General features: G+C 67.5%; 19 protein-coding genes. 10 read left to right on the top strand and 9 right to left on the bottom strand.

Annotation, left to right across the window (positions count from 1 at the left end; translation table 11 throughout):
- Positions 1 to 57 precede the first annotated feature (57 nt).
- Complete coding sequence (locus IEY82_RS40230; RefSeq protein ID WP_225262150.1) at positions 58 to 633, bottom strand: DUF998 domain-containing protein; 576 nt, start codon at positions 631 to 633, stop codon at positions 58 to 60.
- 150 nt (positions 634 to 783) lie between these two features.
- Here IEY82_RS40230 and IEY82_RS02505 point away from each other — a divergent pair, with 150 nt between their 5' ends.
- Positions 784 to 1,689, top strand: a complete 906-nt coding sequence (locus tag IEY82_RS02505; protein ID WP_372459680.1) for a helix-turn-helix domain-containing protein — start codon at positions 784 to 786, stop codon at positions 1,687 to 1,689.
- Between the two features lie 61 nt (positions 1,690 to 1,750).
- On the opposite strand, the gene IEY82_RS02500 is transcribed toward IEY82_RS02505, so the two are convergent.
- The gene (locus IEY82_RS02500) at positions 1,751 to 2,656 is read right to left on the bottom strand and encodes a CU044_5270 family protein (protein ID WP_189122257.1); all 906 of its coding nucleotides are present in this window, start codon (positions 2,654 to 2,656) and stop codon (positions 1,751 to 1,753) included.
- Entirely contained in the window at positions 2,653 to 3,237 is a 585-nt protein-coding gene (locus IEY82_RS02495) for an RNA polymerase sigma factor (RefSeq protein ID WP_189122256.1), read from the bottom strand. The genes IEY82_RS02500 and IEY82_RS02495 overlap by 4 nt, the downstream gene beginning before the upstream one ends.
- A gap of 179 nt (positions 3,238 to 3,416) precedes the next feature.
- On the opposite strand from IEY82_RS02495, the gene IEY82_RS02490 reads away from it, so the two are divergent.
- Both IEY82_RS02490 and IEY82_RS02485 read left to right on the top strand, forming a co-directional pair.
- Positions 3,417 to 3,659 (top strand): hypothetical protein, encoded by a 243-nt coding sequence (locus tag IEY82_RS02490; RefSeq protein WP_189122255.1) that lies wholly within the window; start codon positions 3,417 to 3,419, stop codon positions 3,657 to 3,659.
- Between the two features lie 255 nt (positions 3,660 to 3,914).
- Positions 3,915 to 4,790 carry an alpha/beta fold hydrolase gene (locus IEY82_RS02485; protein WP_189122254.1) on the top strand — a complete coding sequence of 292 codons (876 nt, stop codon included), beginning with the start codon at positions 3,915 to 3,917 and terminating at the stop codon, positions 4,788 to 4,790.
- Positions 4,791 to 4,855: 65 nt separating this feature from the next.
- On the opposite strand, the gene IEY82_RS02480 is transcribed toward IEY82_RS02485, so the two are convergent.
- Positions 4,856 to 6,472: a caspase, EACC1-associated type gene (locus tag IEY82_RS02480; RefSeq protein ID WP_189122253.1), complete on the bottom strand. Its 1,617-nt coding sequence runs from the start codon at positions 6,470 to 6,472 to the stop codon at positions 4,856 to 4,858.
- A gap of 31 nt (positions 6,473 to 6,503) precedes the next feature.
- Positions 6,504 to 6,887 (bottom strand): effector-associated constant component EACC1, encoded by a 384-nt coding sequence (locus tag IEY82_RS02475; RefSeq protein WP_225262146.1) that lies wholly within the window; start codon positions 6,885 to 6,887, stop codon positions 6,504 to 6,506.
- Positions 6,888 to 7,097: 210 nt separating this feature from the next.
- Here IEY82_RS02475 and IEY82_RS39775 point away from each other — a divergent pair, with 210 nt between their 5' ends.
- The 4 genes from IEY82_RS39775 (at position 7,098) to IEY82_RS02460 (ending at position 10,247) form a co-directional block, all read left to right on the top strand.
- Positions 7,098 to 7,229, top strand: a complete 132-nt coding sequence (locus IEY82_RS39775; RefSeq protein WP_263647445.1) for a hypothetical protein — start codon at positions 7,098 to 7,100, stop codon at positions 7,227 to 7,229.
- Between the two features lie 304 nt (positions 7,230 to 7,533).
- Positions 7,534 to 7,683, top strand: coding sequence for a hypothetical protein (locus IEY82_RS02470; protein ID WP_189122251.1), 150 nt, complete (start codon positions 7,534 to 7,536; stop codon positions 7,681 to 7,683).
- Between the two features lie 130 nt (positions 7,684 to 7,813).
- Positions 7,814 to 8,176, top strand: coding sequence for a nuclear transport factor 2 family protein (locus IEY82_RS02465; RefSeq protein WP_225262045.1), 363 nt, complete (start codon positions 7,814 to 7,816; stop codon positions 8,174 to 8,176).
- Positions 8,177 to 8,591: 415 nt separating this feature from the next.
- On the top strand, positions 8,592 to 10,247 hold the full coding sequence (locus IEY82_RS02460; protein ID WP_189122250.1) for a pentapeptide repeat-containing protein: 1,656 nt from the start codon (positions 8,592 to 8,594) through the stop codon (positions 10,245 to 10,247).
- 924 nt (positions 10,248 to 11,171) lie between these two features.
- On the opposite strand, the gene IEY82_RS02455 is transcribed toward IEY82_RS02460, so the two are convergent.
- Positions 11,172 to 11,852: a chorismate--pyruvate lyase family protein gene (locus IEY82_RS02455; protein ID WP_189122249.1), complete on the bottom strand. Its 681-nt coding sequence runs from the start codon at positions 11,850 to 11,852 to the stop codon at positions 11,172 to 11,174.
- Complete coding sequence (locus IEY82_RS02450; protein ID WP_189122248.1) at positions 11,849 to 12,388, bottom strand: EF-hand domain-containing protein; 540 nt, start codon at positions 12,386 to 12,388, stop codon at positions 11,849 to 11,851. Before IEY82_RS02450 ends, IEY82_RS02455 begins: the two co-directional genes overlap by 4 nt.
- A gap of 160 nt (positions 12,389 to 12,548) precedes the next feature.
- Between IEY82_RS02450 and IEY82_RS02445 the strand changes: the two genes are divergently transcribed.
- The 3 genes from IEY82_RS02445 (at position 12,549) to IEY82_RS02435 (ending at position 14,692) form a co-directional block, all read left to right on the top strand.
- Positions 12,549 to 13,364 (top strand): methyltransferase domain-containing protein, encoded by an 816-nt coding sequence (locus IEY82_RS02445; RefSeq protein WP_189122247.1) that lies wholly within the window; start codon positions 12,549 to 12,551, stop codon positions 13,362 to 13,364.
- Positions 13,365 to 13,478: 114 nt separating this feature from the next.
- Positions 13,479 to 14,105, top strand: coding sequence for a ClpP family protease (locus IEY82_RS02440; protein WP_189122246.1), 627 nt, complete (start codon positions 13,479 to 13,481; stop codon positions 14,103 to 14,105).
- Positions 14,102 to 14,692 (top strand): ClpP family protease, encoded by a 591-nt coding sequence (locus IEY82_RS02435; protein WP_091081201.1) that lies wholly within the window; start codon positions 14,102 to 14,104, stop codon positions 14,690 to 14,692. The genes IEY82_RS02440 and IEY82_RS02435 overlap by 4 nt, the downstream gene beginning before the upstream one ends.
- Before the next feature lie 26 nt (positions 14,693 to 14,718).
- On the opposite strand, the gene IEY82_RS02430 is transcribed toward IEY82_RS02435, so the two are convergent.
- Both IEY82_RS02430 and IEY82_RS02425 read right to left on the bottom strand, forming a co-directional pair.
- Positions 14,719 to 15,081: a helix-turn-helix domain-containing protein gene (locus tag IEY82_RS02430; RefSeq protein WP_091081204.1), complete on the bottom strand. Its 363-nt coding sequence runs from the start codon at positions 15,079 to 15,081 to the stop codon at positions 14,719 to 14,721.
- A 298-nt stretch (positions 15,082 to 15,379) separates the two neighbouring features.
- On the bottom strand, positions 15,380 to 17,698 hold the full coding sequence (locus tag IEY82_RS02425; RefSeq protein WP_189122245.1) for a 2OG-Fe(II) oxygenase: 2,319 nt from the start codon (positions 17,696 to 17,698) through the stop codon (positions 15,380 to 15,382).
- Positions 17,699 to 17,768 lie beyond the last annotated feature (70 nt).

Here is a 17,768-nt window from a genome sequence, read left to right as displayed (position 1 = left end):
GCGTGAAGTGGTGCAGCGCGGTCCCTGAGCACCGCGCCCGTTGCCAGGGACGGTCCGTCAGATCTGAGCGGCCTGCTTCAGCCTGAACATGGTCACCGTGATCCAGGTCCAGGCCGCGATGACGCCGACGAACATGGCGAGCGGCCCCCCTGCCGCGCCGCTCATCGCCCAGCTCAGGCCCACTGCCAGCATCACGCCGCCGGTGCGGCCGGCAACGGCCCACGACGTGCCGCTGAACCGCCGGCCCAGGACGAAACAGAACGCGATCATCGCGATGAACGACATGCTCGCCGCGGCCATGTGCGCGGCCCCGGCGGAACTCATCACTCCTGGGACATCGGGCGTTCCAGGAGGAAACGCGAAGCCTGGATCGGCCGGGAAGACGCCGGCCAGGATCAAACCGGCTCCCTGGAGGCCGAGAAGGCGAGGCCCCCAGGCGCCACCCGTACCGGCGTGCCGTAGCCCTGCCGCGCCGCACAGGGTCAGAACCCCGGCCACCACGAAACTGGAGATCTGGATCCAGCCGAGGTCCCCCAAGGAGAGCATGCTGACCGGATGCCGGGTCAGGTCGAAGCCCGTGCGAGTGGCCGCCTGGGCCACGGCGAGCAGAATCCAGAGCGGGGCTGCCAGCATGCCGGCAGTGAGCAGGAGCGGCCCGCTCCGCGTTCTCGCTTCAATGATTGTCATATCGGCAATCTTCAGAACGGCGTCGCCGAGGCACCAGAGCAAACTGAGTTCCCGGCATGCCGTCACCAGCGATAGCGTTACCGGCAACGCCATTTCCTGCTTGATGCGGCGAGGGGGAAGACGCTGAACGAGAGCCGCGAACTCCTTGGCCAGTTCCTGCGCGAACGCCGTGCCAGGATCACCCTCGGCCAGGCGGGGCTCCCCGCACGACGATCCCGCCGCGGAGGCACCCTTACGCAGGAGGACCTGGCGTACATCACGGGGTATTCCATCCGTACGATCAGCGCGCTGGAACAGGGCGCCGAACATCGCCCCACCCCCGAACTCCTCGAGGCCATCGCCTCAGCACTCCAGCTCAGCCAGGACGAGCGCAGCGTCCTGTGGTATCTCGCGAACGGCACCCCGCCGCCCGAGCCCCACGGCACCGCCGAGCCCGACCCGGCCCTGCACCGACTGGTCAACGCCCTGGAACCGCATCCCGCCTACGTGACCGACGGCTTGTGGAACTTCCAGGGGCAGAATGCCGAGTTCGCCCGCTGGATCTGCGACTTCACCGCCATGCCCGCCGACGAGCGCACGATCCTGCACTGGTTCTTCCTGCACGAGCACTCCAAGCACGTCATGGTCGAATGGGAGTACGAGGCGACGGCGCTGATGTCGCTGGTCCGCGGCTGGGCGATGCGGTCACGGCGCGGCCACGAGCTCACGGCCGTGGTGAACGACATCTGCGACCGGAGCCCCGACGCCAAACGCATCTGGGCCGGCGGCACCGATCTGCTCGTCCAAGGCCCCTCCCGGCCGATGCTCTTTCGCGAGCCCGGCTACACCGACCCCCGCCAAGCGGACGACCGGCACCATCACGTCCGGTTGACCATCACCACACTCACTCCGGTGCGGGCAGGAGAGAGTCATCGCGTGCTGGCCTTCCTCCTGCCCGAGGACTACACCGCGCCCACCGCGTCGAGCGACGCCTGCCTCGCCTGTCACGCGGCCCCCACATAGGCGCGACGTCCTACGCCGGCGGGCGGATGACCCCAGGGACGCCGTGCCCGGAGACTGGTCGTCAGGGCGTCTGACCCGGCTGGTCCACGAGTCCGGCCCCCAGGACCGACATGGCCCACTCCTCGCCATCGCGCACGCTCTTGGCGCCCAGGTAGTGATAGTCGGCCGGGTCCAGAATCGTGTAGCCCTTGCCCGCCTCACCCAGGTCCAGCACGACGCCGAGCCCGGTGCGGCCGTCGGCCGTGGACACGTTCTCCTCGATCTTGACGTTCGGGATGCGGGCCATGGCGCGGAACATGGTGGCGGCGGTGTCCGGCGGGATGATCGGGCCGAACTTCATGTACCACTGCAGGATGCCGAACGCCTTGACGTCGTCCTCGGTGCCCGCCGGGCACTCGGGCTCGCAGATCGACAGCGCGGTCCGCTCGTCCATGCCTCGCAGGTGGGCGAGGAGCGCGTCCGGGTCGGCGGGGAACGCCTCCACCTCCTGCTGCGTCTTGAGCGGGTAGGTTCGGCCCTTCTCGTCGCCGACCTTCACCTCGCCACCGTCGCCCCCGCGGGCGGCGGACCGCTTGCCGTCCATCCGCCACCAGGTCTCGAAGACCGGCATCCTGTCGAGGCTCTGCTGCTCCTTGAGGTAGAACCACTGGTCCGGACGGGGAGCGGGAACATCGGTGCGCTCGGCGACGAGCGCGGCGTTCTCCAGCACCTTCGCCGCGGTCAGACCGGTCAGACCGGTCTCCACGTCGGGCGCGGGGCCGGAGTCGAGCCGGGGCACCACCAGCACGGCGGCCGCCATGGTGGCCCCGGCCAGCGTCAAGCCCCAGCTCAGCCGTGCCACACGCTTGGGGCGGCGAGCCTGGTGCGGCGTCGCGATGGCCGCGTGCAGCCGGGCCTCCTCGGCGCGCAGGTCCTGCCGCGGCGGGACCTCGGCGCGCAGCCGGTCGAGCAGCTCCAGTTCGTTCATTGGCCGTACTCCTCGTATGAAGTGGTCGGATCGATGTCGCGCAGGGAGCGGCGCAGCTTCGCCCTGGCCCTGTTCACCCGTGAGCGGATCGTGCCCACGGCCACCCCCAGTGACCTGGCCGCTTCCTCGTAGCTCAGCTCGCCCCAGGTGACCAGCAGCAGCGCGTCGCGGTGCCCGCCGGGCAGCTTCGCCAGGGCGCCCGCGAGCGCGGCCCGCGCCCCCGACGCGGCCACCCGTGACTCCACCCCGTCGGTGAACGGTTCCGTGACGGGGTCGACGCCGGTGCGGGCGAGCGCCCGGTACAGCGCGATCTCGCCGCGGCGGTGCCGGCCGATGAGGTTGGTCGCGATGCCGTACAGCCAGGGCCGCGCGTCGGCGCGCGTCAGGTCGTAGCGGGCGCGCTGCCGGAACGCCGCCACGAACGTCTCCGCCACGACGTCCTCGGCCGCCTCGGCGCCCAGCCTGCGCACGACGTACCGCTTGAGCGCGGGGGCGTGCCGGGTGAACAGGGCGGCGAAGCGCTCGGGGTCATCCCTGGAGCGGGCGATGATGTCCGCGTCGCCCAGCGTCTCCTGGTCCATCGGTGGACTCTGTGGTCGCATCTGCTGCCTCTCCGGTATCGGCGGTTACGCAGGTATTTGCCGCCGCAGGGAGGGCCGGTTCCCGCTATCGGGCGATTTTTCAGGACTTAGGGGACGTCATGGGGGTGGCGCGCGGATGAGCCGGTTTACTCACCGCCGGAGCGGAGCACGTTCTGGCCATGAATCAGGCGACAACCGGACATGGCCACACCAGGTGCACGCCCGCACGACTGTTCGAGATCACCGTCCTGGACACCACCGGTACGGAGGCGCGGTGGCACACCGTCGGCTGGGGCATCGGCCGCCAGGACGCCGACGCCCTCGCTCGGTCTTACGTGACCCGCCCCCTGTGCCCGTACGAGCGCGCCCGGGTCACCCACAACGGCCGCCTCCTCGCCGAGCACCGCCGCCCCGCGCTCTGACCCCCGGCTTCGCGAGAAGGGAAGTGGCCGACACTTCCACGTTTCTAACGGTATCTCCGGGTTGACGACGTTAGGACACCTCTGTCATATTTCTAACGCCCAGAAGGGAAGGTATGCGTTAGATATCGACGGTGTTCGTCACGTCCACTCCGGAGATTCCGCATGAGCCCCTTCTCGGCCGCGACGGCACCCCGCTGGTCGCGCTGTGGCAGCAAAGCAGCGGCACCTTCCCCACGGCCGAGAGAGGTAGTAGACATGCTTCCCCCTGCGATCGCCCGCACCGCCCACCGTCACCTCGACGTCGGCGGGGTCCAGGTCTTCTACCGGGAGTCCCTGCCCGAGCGGCCCGACGCGCCGGTGCTGCTGCTCCTGCACGGCTTCCCCTCCGGCTCTCACCAGTTCCGTCGCCTCATCGACGTCCTCGGCTCGCGTTACCGGCTCATCGCGCCCGACTACCCCGGCTTCGGCCACACCGCGGCCCCGGACGACTTCACCTACTCCTTCGACCGGCTCGCGGACGTCACCGAGGGCCTCGTGCGCGCACTCGGTCTGACGCGGTTCGTGATGTACGTGTTCGACTTCGGCGCGCCGATCGGCTTCCGGCTCGCCGATCGGCACCCCGAGTGGATCGCGGGCCTCATCGTGCAGAACGGCAACGCCTACGACGAGGGCCTGTCGGACGGTGCCCGGGACTTCATCTCGCTACGCCCGGACACGCCCGGCGCGGAGGAGACGATCCGCGATCTGCTGACCCTTGCAGGTACGCGCATGCAGTACGAGACCGGCGTACGCGACCTCGCGGTGCTGGCCCCGGACGGTTGGCTGCTCGACCAGCACTTCCTTGACCTGCCCGGCCGCAAGGAGGCGCAGGTCGCGCTGGCCTTCGACTATCACTCGAACGTCGAGCGCTATGGCCGCTGGCAGACCTGGCTCCGCACGCACACCCCGCCCATGCTCATCACCTGGGGCGTCCGCGACCCGTTCTTCCCCGAACCCGGCGCCCGTGCCTACCTGCGGGACCTTCCCGACGCCGAACTGCACGTGTTCGACACCGGCCACTTCGCCCTGGAAACCCACCTGCCCGAGATCGCACCGCTGATCGCCGACTTCCTCGATCGCACCTGGAAATAGGGGCGCAAGCCAGGAGGAGATCGCGCGGTAACCGCCGCGCACGGACTGCCGGCCGAACCTGCCGCTCAGCCTGCCGCGCTTGCTCGGCAAGACATTTTGTTAATCTCTTCCGAGCTGGGTTGCGCTTCAAGGAAATCCTGCGTCAGAGGCAGACGTTCGCTGAAGTGCTTCTGCCAGTCCTTGCTGCTGACGTATTTTTGCAAGGCGATTCGGAGGCGTTCGCAAGTATCATGATTGCCCTTGGCTATCGCGAATCCCGTGGATTCCCGATCGCCGAAGCTGATCCCCTCGATAAGTTTAGTACCTAGTTGCTCCGCTAACTGCATGCCGGCGAGTGTCAACCGGTCTCCGACGATCGCGTCCGCGTTACGCTGATATAGCCTGGTGAGGCAGCCGCCAAGACCCTCTTCCGTGACGATCTGTGCCCCCTTTTCGACCTTCACCAAAGAGTCGGTTGTCGTCGAACCCGCAATCGTGCATACACGCCGCCCGGAAAGGTCGGGAATTTTCTCGATACCTTTTTCTTGGCGGCGAACCAATACGCCCAGTCGCGAGGACGCGAGCGGACCGACAAAGTCGACTTCTCTTTCTCTGGATGGGGTTATGCCCAGCGTGCCGGCGATGTGAACCCCGCGCGTCATCAGCGTTCTTATCGCTTCTTCTCGCGCAACCTTCTTGAATGTGATATCTCCTTCGAAGTCGGCAAAATCAAGCAATCCAGTGATTACGTCTTCGTTGTAGCTCGAATCTGCTTCGTCATTGCGATTTCCTTCGTCGTCTTTCCAGACTCCCGCCACTATGCGCGTGGCATCGAGGAATGGGTCTGGCGCCTGGGGTACGTAGGTGCTGCCCTGGAGCAAAGCGAGCGGCAACATCGCGAGCAGGGCACGGCCCGTCTTCGCCATAGCGCTCGGCGGCTTCTTGCGGGAGCGGGAAGTGGCCGGACGGGGTCCTTGTTGAGAGGACAGTCGGGGGACAGCAGGTGGGGGCGGGGGTTTGATCGGCCCCCGTGTCACGGTGAGGTTTCCGGCGGTGCCGACGGAGCGGCGTTGCGGGCGGGGGAGACCTCGGCCAACCAGTTCTTGGTCGATGTGGCGGTGGATCTGATCCAGGGTGAGCGGGCCGGGTACGCGTAGTGCGTTCAGCAACGCTCCGGTGAAGGCGGTGTTCCGGGCACCGAGTGGGGCGTGAGAGAGGGAGGTGGCAGGCGTGGACGTCAAGGTATAGGTGCCCGTCAGGTCAAGCTGCCCCAGGGCGAGGCTCCTCCGGCTGCTCATGACTGTGACGGCTTGGCCGGAGAAGCAGCAGTCCAGTAGGAGCACGCGGGCTTTGGCGCGAGCGCTACCGACCATGCGTTTGACAAGGTCGACGTGGATGGCGGAAAAGCCGACGTGCTCGGCATTCGTGCCGGTCAGAGCGAAGTGCAGCACTCCGGTGTCGTCGAGGACCCCGTGCCCGCAGTAATAGACCAGCAGCAGATCCTCCGCCTCGCGGACAGCGGCGGTCAAGGCCACGCCGACAGCGGCCTGGTCTGCGGGATCGGCCAATACCTGGCAATGATCGGCTGTGAGGAGGCCATGTACGGGATGCGTCAGCACTTGGCGCAGGTCTTCCAGATTCGTGTGCACAGCCGGGATGTCAGGCAACTCCGGGTCGCGGAAGGTGCCTGCCCCGATGAGCACCGCCCGGCTGCTCCTACCATCCAGGAGCGGCTTACGACTCACTATGCCGCTCGACAGCCGCCGGGAACTGTTCCGCCACCTCGCGCAGCACCGCCATCGGGTCCGCAGCACGATGGATATCCACCTCGATACGCCGCCCGTCGGCAGCGCTGATGGTGACCTTGACGTCGGCACGGCGGGAGGTAAGCCAGGTGCACACCGATTGGATCAGCACCACCATCGCGCCACCGGAGCCCACCGCCACCGTCAGCAACTCCACCGACGCGCCCATCTCTCCCGGCTCGGGTGCTCGCCGCTGAGGCCGTACCCGTCCTCGCAGTTCGTCCTCCAGACCAAGCCAGTTGAACAACGCCACAGTGTGGGGCGCGGCCTCTGCACCCTCGACAACTACCTGCAGGTCTACTGGATCGGACATCTCAGACACGAGGTAACGTCCTTTAAATAGCGGCTATTTGGTATCCATCATGCTAGCGGCCTGGATGTGCCCCAGACTTTCATGTCGCTAATCGGACGGCCGCAGCCTCAAGCGATCCGCGCCAGACCAGACTGAAGGCGGCCACGGCATACTTCGCCATAGGCGGCCATTTAGCGTCGCGGTTCCAGTCGAGGTCGCGACCGGTTCGCCATGGTCGCCGCCGCGTCGTTCGGGCTGATGAACGCCCTGATCGAGCAGGAACAGGGCGTGCTCGAGCCCGAGGATCCGCAACGCGTGGGAATCGTGCCGTTCGCGACGTTGCCGGGCATCGCACACTCGTGAACGGCAACCTCGTCGTGCCGGAACTGCTCGACGGGATCGTGGAGACCGCTGTCGACCAATTTGTATGTGGGGATCGGGGCGCGGTTCCCGCCACGACGATCGTCACCTATGGAGGTGACCGGGTGTTACGCACCCGACTCGCCATCACTCCGAGCTCTGATCAGTAAGGCCCGCTCATTCTCACGAATATTCTCGCCGGGCGGCCGGGCTCAAGTGGCACCGAAATCCGCGACCTCCGGCTCGACGACATCGACCTGGGCAACCCTCGCATAACCCCCACCTGCTGCTCACTCAGCACACCGCGATGGAGACCTCCCCGGTCGGCAAGCTCTGGGTCACCAACGCCGTCCGGCTCGGACTCGATCACGGCGAGGTGCGCATCCTCAACCTGGGCGACGAACTGGTCATCACCAACACTGCTCTGCCGGACGCGCTTGAAGCCGCTCTCCGCTGACACTCTTGGAGGGTGTTTCAATCCTCGACCGTCGCGAATCAACGATCGGAGTCCCTGGATCGGACTGCGAAGATCAGCCGAGCGTGAACCTCCTGGCGCGGATACGGCGCTGGCTGGGAGGGTGGATCTCATGATGGAGGACTTGCGGGACGCCGAGCGCCGACTCCAGGCCGCGCAGCTCGCTGGAGATGTCGAGGCCCTGGATCGGCTGCTGGATGATCGGCTGATCTTTACCTTCGGTGCGAACGTTGCGACCAAGGCGGACGATCTGGAGCTGCACCGCACTCGGGCGCAGGTCGTGACGAAAGTGGCCGAGGAAGAGTTGACCGTGCTCGCCGATGGGCGCACCGGGGTGACGTGGTTTCTCGGCACCGTCGAAGGGACGGTCTCCGGTGAGCCGTTCGCGGCCAGGATGCGCTACACCCGTACTTGGCTATACGGCGAGACGCACGGCTGGCGAATCATCGCCGTGCACGCCAGCGCGACCGATTGACATAGCCGACACGTTGGCGGACGACCGGCCAGCCGGATGGTCGGCGGCGAGGTTCGACCGCCCGGGGGGGCGGGCCGACGCTGGAAGCCAGGCTATCCCGGCAAGATCAAGGACTGGATCTTGATATCCCAGCTCCGGCCCATGCACGAAAGGATCAACGCCAGAGGGATCAGAGACACCCTCTTGGCGACGTTCAATGCGCTGAACCCACGAGGCAAGCAGGCCTTGAGATGCCGAACCCACGTGAGTTCCCGCTGAAGAACCTTCAGTTCGCGTGAACTCCGGGCCTTCCGGGCCTTCCCCTCGGGCAGCCGCCATGAGCCCCAAAGTAGAGCGTTGCCGCAGGTTACAGTCCCCTGATCACGATTTGGGGCATTTGCCTCGGCAGCGGCAGCGCGGCGGGGTGGAATGAAGCATGATCCGTCGTCAGCGCTCCCACCAACCGCCTGCCCGGCCGCCCGACCTGCGTCCGCCGCGCTCGATGTGGTGGTGGGTTCTCCCCGCGGCGGTGCTGATCGCCGCGGCGGCCTGGGGCACCACCGCGTGGCTGCTGCAAGACCTTGACAAGCTTTCCAGCGTCGCCGAGCAGGTCTCGGCCCGGATCGAGGCGGCCCGGACCACGCTGGCGGCCGCGGCCGGCGTCGGTGCGGCAGTGACGCTGATGCTGGCGGTGCGGCGGCAGCGGCACCAGGAGTTGGCTACCGTGCATACCACGCATGACGCCACCGAGCGCCGCGTGACCGAGCTGTACACCAAGGCCGTCGAGCAACTCGGCAACGAACAGGCCCCGGTTCGCCTCGGCGGGCTGTACGCGCTGGAACGGCTGGCGCAGGACACCCCGGCGCTGCGGCAGACGATCGTGGACGTGATCTGCTCCTACCTGCGCATGCCCTACACCCCGCCCCCGGACCAGACGCCTGCGGCCGGACCGGTGGTCCCGCGCGCCGCCATCGCCGGCGTATCCGCACCCGGCGCTGGACGCGATCCGCACGAGGAGCGCCAGGTCCGTCTCACCGCCCAGCGCATCCTGGCCGCACACCTGCGCTACAACCCGCCCCCGCCGCGCCGCTGGTCGACAACCCTCCTCTTCGTCCGGCGCTTCCTACGCCTAGACCTGCGCTACAACCCGCCCCCGCCGCGCCGCTGGTGGCCACCCCGCTTCATCGTCCTACTCATCCTGGCCGCATACCTGCGCTACGACCAGCCCCCGCCGCGCCGCTGGTGGCCACCCCGCCGCGCCGCTCCCCAGCCGAGCCACTGGACCGACATCCGCCTCGACCTCACCGGTGCCGCCCTCGTGGACTTCGACCTCAGCCACTGCCACATCGGTGACGCCCGGTTCGACCAGGCGATTTTCACCGGCAACGCCCGGTTCGCCGAGGCTACCTTCGCCGGCAACGCCTGGTTCGCCGGGGCGACCTTCAACGGCGGTGCCGAGTTCGAGGCGGCGACCTTCACCGGCGACGTCGTGTTCAACAAGACGACCTTCACCGGCCTCACCCGGTTCGTCAGGGTGACCTTCACTGGCGAGGAGTGGTTGTTCGACGACACCGTTTTTACCGGCGATGCCTGGTTCAGCGAGGCGAACTTCACCGGCTTCGTCCGGTTCGGTAAGGCGACCTTCAGTAGCTTCGCCAGGTTCGACGCGGTGACCTTCACCGACTTCGCCTTGTTCGAAGGGGCGACCTTCACCGGCTTCGCCAGGTTCGAAGGGGCGACCTTCACCGGCAACGCCTTGTTCACCGGGGCGACCTTCAACAGCAGCGCCAACTTGTTCGACGGGGCGACTTTCACCGGCAACGCCCGGTTCGACGAGGCGTCCTTGTTCGGCGGCGCCACGTTCAACGGGGCAACGTTCTGCGGCGGCGCCCAGTTCGAGGGGGCGGTGGGAATGGAGATCGCAGATTTGCGCGGTGTGCAAGTGGCGCCGGTGGCCGCGATGTCGGAGCGGCGGTGGCCGCCGGGCTGGCGGGAGGAGCTGGGCAAGCACGGGTGGCGGACCGTGTGCCAAGCCTCGGAGCCGGCAGCCAAGAAGGGGCAAGACGGCGCGTCAGCGGAGCCGGGCGGTTGACATGAGCCCAGATATCGATCACTGCGACCTGCGGAAGCGCCTTGATGATCGTTATTGCGCCGGACCTATCCCGCCATTGCCCGGGATGACCAGCGTCTCCCCGACCACTCGATAGTCACACGGCCGCGACCAACGCATCGCTAGCCGTCTTCACTGGGTGAGTAAGCCAATCGAGCAGTGGCGCCGGAAGTTTCCCTGTTCCCAAGCCGGAAGGCGCCACCAGGTCGGTCAGCGCCTGTCAGTGCTCATCCGACATCCCGGGCAAGGGCGGTGCGTGAGCATGTCCCGGGCGGCGTACCCGTCTCCGGACTCGATCACCTCGGCGGCTAGCTGGGCGTGAACGCGACTGGCCATGAGGTGCAGGCCGATGCCTTGGTGCGTTCTGGCGTGCGTGACGGCCTCGTCCCAGCGGCCGGCCCAGGCCCTGGCCGAAGACCGGTAACGACGTTAGGCCGCGGCCCGCCATCACACCGACCCGCCATCACTCTCCGGGTCTACGCTCATGTCATGCCCGGCAACCAGCGAGAGGCCGCCGACTGGTTCGCGGCCCAGGTCGAGAGCGCGTAACCCTCGTGCTCAGGCCCCCAAATATCAGCGGAGTATCACGGCTCGTTCCGGAAGCAGAAACGCAAAAGCCCCGAGCCTGTGACCTGCACATTCTCAGGGCCTTCATCGTGTCCGAGGGGCGAGCACCACTGGCCGCACATGGCCCACCGCCATCTACAACCCCATGCACCGCATCCGGGTCAGCTGACCGATGGGCATCACGTACCCGATGGCAATTGAACGGGTGACCGGCGAACGTTTCCCGGTGATCGTTGATCGCGCTGTGTAGCACGCCGCCCGTCGCTGTTGACGTAGGCAAGGTCCCGGTACCTGTCGTACTTCGGCTCGCAGCTCAGAGCCGTGCTCGTGGGCGCGTGGTCAAGAGGCGAAGCGCGTTGCAGGGTTCGAAGCGGGGCCGTGATGCCCGCGCGGGACGACGGCTGGGTTGAAGGTTTCCCAGACGAGCATGAGGGGGATGTCGGCGGCGCGGATGAGGTAGGCCTTGGACGCGGTTTCGCGCTGGTTTGCGCTCCAGCGGGCCAGGCCGGTGCAGCGTAGGTGGCGGCTGTGATCGATGTCGTGGGCGATCAGGTTGAGTCCGAGTGGGTGGGCGGGGTCGGTGGCGATGCGTTGCATGAGGGGAGTGCTCGGTGGGGTGATCACCTCGTTGCGGGAGAGTGGTGTGTCGTGGTGATCGTGTAGCAGTGAGCGGCGAATGGTGACGGTGGCGTCGCTGGTGAGCTGCAGCAGGGCTCGCACGTCGGCGGGCATGCCAGCGGCGGGTTGGTCGGTCAGGCTCTGCAGGTGGACGCTGATCGGCCCGCCGGTGAGCGCTTCGAGCAGCAGGGTGGTCGAGCCGTCGCTGGCCAGCAGCATGCAGGTGATCGCGCTGGTGAAAGAGCTGGCCGGGACCGGCAGCAGGCCTGCGGGCCGGTAGGCCGGAGAACTGGTGTGCAGCCCGTGGGGCGGGGTCGCGTGGTCGGCGGGCGCGTCCTGCGGGCCGCCCGCGTCGCGAAGAGCGTGGGCGGGCGGCGGCGAGGCTGGTGGGCTGTGCGTCATGCCGGCTGGTTGGCCAGCAATTGTCCTGGGGTGTTCGCCGAGTCGCTGACGTAGTAGTCCCTGATGGCCGCTGACCAGGCGTCGGTGGTGATACGGCCGCGCTGTCCTGCCAGCGCGGCGAAGAGCTGTCGCACGTGCGGCGGGGCGAAGCCGATGGCCGTCATGCAGGCGATGAACTCGCCCTGTTCGACCTGTCCGTCGTCGTCGGTGTCGGCCAGGGCGACCAGGGCGCGGGCGTACGGCGAGCCGTACTGGTCGAAGTGGGCGGCGTCGGGGATGGCCGCCGCGTACTCCTGGAAGGTGACGGTTGCGTCGCCGTCACGGTCGCAGGCCGCGGCCAGGCCCTGCCAGAAGGTTCTGCATCCTTGTATCAGGGCGTGGGCTTTGGCTGAGTCTCGGTCGGCGCTGAGGGAATCGAGAACGCGGTCGGCGAGCAGGGCGAAGTCGTCGCCCTGCAGGTGGCCGTTGCCGTTGGTGTCCAGCAGGGCGAAGCGGGTGCGAAGGCGGATCAAGCGATCGGTGGGGTCCGTCGGCATGTCGTGTCTCCTCGTCGGGCGGAAAGAGCGACGGAGGGTCGGCGACACCGCCTCAACCTCCATCACTCACTGAGTGTAATTTTAAAACTACTATTGGCAACGATGAGGTAATGCCTTCTGTCTGGGACACAGACCCGGACCGCAAGGGAGGAGCATCCAGGTGACCCGACCGGCTTCAGCGCCACACGATTCCCCCTATCTCCTCGGCGCCTCCAGCGCCGAACACCGGCGACTGCTGGCCCAGGGCACCCTCCTGCGCGAGGCCGCACAACACCTCCTCGGCCGCCTTCCGCTGCCCGCACCGGCCCGCGCCATCGACGTGGGCTGCGGCCCCTTGGGTATCTTGGACCTGCTCAGCGACACGGTCGGCCCGCACGGCACTGTCGTCGGCCTCGACAACAACGAGCAGATGATCATCTGGGCGCGGCAGTCCATCGCTCAACTAGGCCTGGCCAACGTCACCACCACGCTGGGCACGCTTCAGGGCGACAGCCAACCGGCCTTCGATCTGACCCACTGCCGGCTCCTGCTGATCAACAGCACCGACCCGGCGGCGATCGTGGCCTCGATGGCCGCAGCCACCCGCCCCGGCGGCTGGATCGCCGTACAGGAATACGACTGGGCCACCTGGCACTGCGACCCACCCCACCCTGCCTGGGACACGCTCAAAACCCTGCTCGCCCCGGTCTTCGGCGGGGACGTACACATCGGCGCCCGGCTGGCGAGCCTGCTGCGCGATGCCGCAGGCTGCCAGGACGTCCACACCGCGGCGCACGCCCACTACTGGCGTGCCGCCAACCCCTGCCAAAGGCTACTGCTGCACTTCGTCGACCTGTTCGACGAGCGGCTCCGCGCCTGCGGCATCGCCCCGCACACCCTGGCCACCCTGAAGCGCGAACTCGGCGACCATCTCGCCCATCCGGCCACCGTCGTGCGCGAGAGCCTGCTGGTACAGGCATGGGGCCGCAAGCCCTGACGCGATCCGTTGGCCGCCGAGTCGTCCCAGCTCAGGAGATCGATCAGCTCACAGCAGATCCGCCCCAGGCAGATCGCGTCACCCCTGGTCCGAAACGCTGCACATGATGGACGCATGAGCGAAGAATCAAAACTTCCGCTGTTGAACGCGCAGGTAAGACGCGAGCTTTATGAGCAGCGTGTTCTCGTTCTCGACGGCCCTCTCGACGATGACAACGGGACGCTGCTGGCCACGCAATTGATGACACTCGCCACGCAGGACGCGTCGACCGACATCGCATTGTGGATCCACTCCCCGGGCGGCTCGGTTCCCTCGATGCTGGCGATTCGCGACGTCATTCGACTCATTCCCTGCGACGTATCGACCCTCGTGCTGGGCATCGCCTACAGCGCCGGGCAATTCCTGCTGTCCTCGGGAGCCCGCGGGAAGCGCCGCGCCCTGCCGCACTCACGCGTCCTGATGCACCAGGGCTCGGCGGGAATCGGCGGCACCGCGGTTGACATCGAACTGCAGGCCAACGACCTTCGGCATACGCGCGACACGGTGCTCGGCCTCATCGCCGAGGACACGGGACAATCCGTCGGGCGCATATTCGAGGATTCCCTGCACGATCGTTGGTACACAGCGCAAGAAGCACTCGACTACGGCTTCATCGATGCGATCGTGCAGAACTTCGGCGAAATCGCGCCCCACCATCGCCCGCGGCCCGGATTCGGCATCACCGAAGGAGTCGGCAAGTGACCTCATATACGATCCCGAACGTAATCGCCCAGAATCCTCGCGGCGAGCGGATCATGGATGTCTACTCGCACCTGCTCACCGAGCGAATCGTTTATCTGGGCACCGCCATTGACGCGGGCGTCGCGAACGCGCTCATCGCGCAGCTGATCTTTCTGGAGTCGGACAACCCCGATGCCGAGATCCAGTTCTATATCAACTGCGAAGGCGGCGACCCGAGCGCGATGCTCGCGATCTACGACACGATGCGTCATATCCGCCCGCGGGTCTCGACCACCTGCGTCGGACAGGCCGTCGCCGTGGGCGCTGTCCTTCTCGCCGCAGGCGCCGAGGGAAAACGTGCCGCTCTCCCACACGCACGGGTGATCTTGCACCAACCGGCCGCTCAAGGGCGCGGAACGATCCCCGATCTCATCTTGCAGGCTGACGAGGTCGTACGTGTCCGGGCGGACATCGAGCGCATCCTGTCACGCCACACCGGCCAGACGATCGAGACCCTACGCGCCGACACCGATCACGATCGCGTGTTCACCGCGACCGCGGCCTTGGAGTACGGGCTCCTCGATCAGATCATCGAGGAGCACTCCTAACCCTGTGGACACCCCGGCAAGCCGCGCTATGCGGCCAGCGCGTACGCCGTCGCCGCCGAGCAGGTAGCGCCTCTCGACACGCTGTGCTGAGCGGGGCGCAGGCTCTCGGCCACGGCAAGGGTCAGATCGACCAGGGTCACATCCAGCGCTCCGGCGACCGCAGCGATCATCTCGCTCGACGGCTCTTTGAGCCCTCGTTCTATCTCGGAGAGATATTGCGGTGAGACTCCGGCGCGACTCGCCGTCTCGCTCAACTTCTCACCTCGCTCGTGACGAATGCCTCGCAGGCACTCACCGAGCACCTGCCTCCACAGGCGCTCGCGAACCGGAGAGAACTCGGGGGCGGTCCGATCGATCGCCGGACGCAGCGGCGGGATGGAGGAGGCCATGCCTACACCATAGGGAGACCTCACGTTCGAGTCCTGTCGGCTTCGCGTAGAGCAGAACCAGTCACTGGCCCCTCCGCCCGCTCACGAGTGGGCGCCGCGGCGGCGCCCACTCGGTGACACCGGTCACCCGGCCACGTGACCAGGGCGCACACCGCGCTCTGCAAAGTGAGGCGGGGTCCGGAAGCCGGGTTGCGGTCCTTCCAACGCCAGGCCGGCCACTCGTGTGAGGCGCGGGCATCGTGAACGCCATGTCCGTCGCCGGTGCTGACCGCCGTGGCCCGACCATGCCCGTGACGGTTCAGGTGGAGACTTTCCACTCATCGGTGAGCCAGGCCAGATCCGCTTGGTGGCGCTCGCGGGCGAGACGCTCACGTTCGAACAGGGCTTCGGTCTTGGTCAGTACCAGGGTGTGCGGGCGGCCCTGCCGCCTGGTCTCGTGATGGACCGGCAGCTCAGCCTCATCGATCCTGGTGTGGACATGCCTGCGCCTGTCCTTAGCGAGCGGCCAGTCGAGAGCACGTCGCCCAGGCTCTCGGAGGAACGTGCCGAGCGTCTCGCACAGCTCGCACGAGCATCCGGTGGGCAGCTCGATCGACCAGTCGCCCGGCGCGCGTCGTGGCTGCGCCAGTAACGCGCGGATTCGATCGGCACAGGAGAGGGCCAGCTCGTCGAAGCCCGCTCGGCGCATCCCGGCGGCACGCAGCGTCGCCATCGCCAGGGCGTGCGTCCGATCACCGGCCGTTCGCGCGAGCTTGTGGGCGTTCTCCAGAACGCCCGTCGATCCCAGCCCGGCCGCGGCCGCGATGATCCCGGAGCACGGCGCACCCAAGGCGGTCAGCCATGCTTCCCGCCGGGAGGTGAGCGGCCCATCGAGTGCTGGAGCGACCTGGCCCGCGAACATCGTCCATGACAGTTCGACGATGCGGCGGGCGGCTGCGGTGGACGCGTTCCCCTCCGCCGAGAGCGCGGCACACAGCCATGGGAGATCTTCGAACCACTCCAACGGTGCCTGAGCGAGGCCGTAGGAGCCGGGTCGCCAGCCCTCTGTCCAGTGGCGCAGCAGGCCGTCCGTCCAGGTGTCGCCGTAGTGCGCGGCCAGGGCCGCGAATGCCGGACCATGAGGAGGGACCAGCCGCTCCAGCGCGAACGGCCGCAACAGCATGACTGCGACCTGCGCGTCGTCCAGCTCCCTGGCCGCTTCCAGCGCCTTGCCGACCAGTTCGGTCTGGCCGGGGTAACGGCCGGCGGCGTGCCAGAAGGACTCCAGCGACCGCGCCGCCTCACGAGCCTCCCCGATCTTCCCGGCACGGGCCGTCGCGGCGAGTTCATCCAGCGCCCATCCTGGAGACGCCTCGGCCCGGCTGGCGAAGCCCTGGCCCTGGGGCCAGATGACCAGCGCCGCCCGCCGGTACCAGCGGTCCAGGGTGTTGCCGTAGTTGCCCATGTAGCCCTCGTACTCGGAGGAGTAGGGCGTCATGTCGGCCGTCGGGGTCGTCGAGGCCACCTCGGCGTCGCTGAGGTCCAGCGAGATGTCCTCCAGTCGCCCCGTTTCCGGGCCGATCCAGTGGGCGAGGGTGGTGGAGGTCTCGATCAGGTCCTGGAGGACGTACTGCTTGTCGTCCGCGCTGCCCGGGTTCTCGTAGTCGTCGGGATCCTCGTCCTCGTGGTGTCCGTACCACGCGTCCTCGTCCTCGTCGGGGTCGTAGGCGTCCCAGGTCTCCTGGATCTCCGCGAGGGCCAGAGTGATCTCACAGCCCGCCCGCTCGGCCGCGGCCCGCAGCAGGGCGCCCCGCGCGGCGTCCGATCCCTTCAGCCGGGACCAGCTCAGCCCGCGGGCGGTGTACTCGTGGTCGAGGAGGTACGCCAGCCGCGTCGGTGGTTCCCCCCGGCGGGAGCCGTAGGGCAGGACGACCGGAGTGGCGAAGTGCGTGAGAAGACCGGCCGCGAGCTCGCTGACCAGCGGATTCTTGGCCGCTGCGGCCTGGCTGTCTCCTGCCAGGAGAAGGTTGTAGGTGAGGGTGACACGGTTGCCCTTTTTGACGGGAAGAACCTGGTGCCGACAGTCGGAGTAGAAGGCCACCAGTGAGACCGCGGTCTTCAGCCCCCGGTATTTTTTGGTCTGGCCCTGATGCTCGACCACGAGCTCGCCGCCGGTATGCGCGGACGGCAGCGACACCACCAAGGTCGCGACCATGGCGTCGTCCTTCTCGGAGTCCTGGTGCGGGACGAAGAACTGCCCCGTCTCGTACAGGAGCATGGAGTGCAGCTCGGGCATGAGCCGGCAGTGCGGTGGCAGTCCCAGTTCCGCGCGCATCCCGTCGAGGACGGTCGTGAACGCTTCCGTCCACTGGACGCGCACCAGCTCCTTGGGGATCTCCCAGGTGTCGCGCACCTCTGGGTCGGTCAGGGTCTGCTCACCCCGCCCGAATTGCGCCCGGCGGCCGAGCTCGCGCAGCTGGACCGCCTGCTCATCGGCGACGGGAAACCGCAGTGGGCCGAGTCCATCGACCGCCACCGAGAGATCGGTTCCTGGAAGCTTTCGCAAGGCGCTGGCCGCAGCGAACTCCGCCGACGTGGCGAGCAACTCGGCCACTTGTTCACGAGCGATGCCGGGCACGGAATCCTCCTTCGTCGCGGCACCAACCCCCTGCGCGAAGAGAGCGCTTCCGTGGGGTGTCCAGGAATGC

The sequence above is a fragment of the Nonomuraea cavernae genome (assembly GCF_014646355.1).
Lineage (GTDB): Bacteria > Actinomycetota > Actinomycetes > Streptosporangiales > Streptosporangiaceae > Nonomuraea > Nonomuraea cavernae.
Note: the sequence above shows the minus strand (reverse complement) of the source record. Positions and strands in the feature narration are given on the sequence as shown.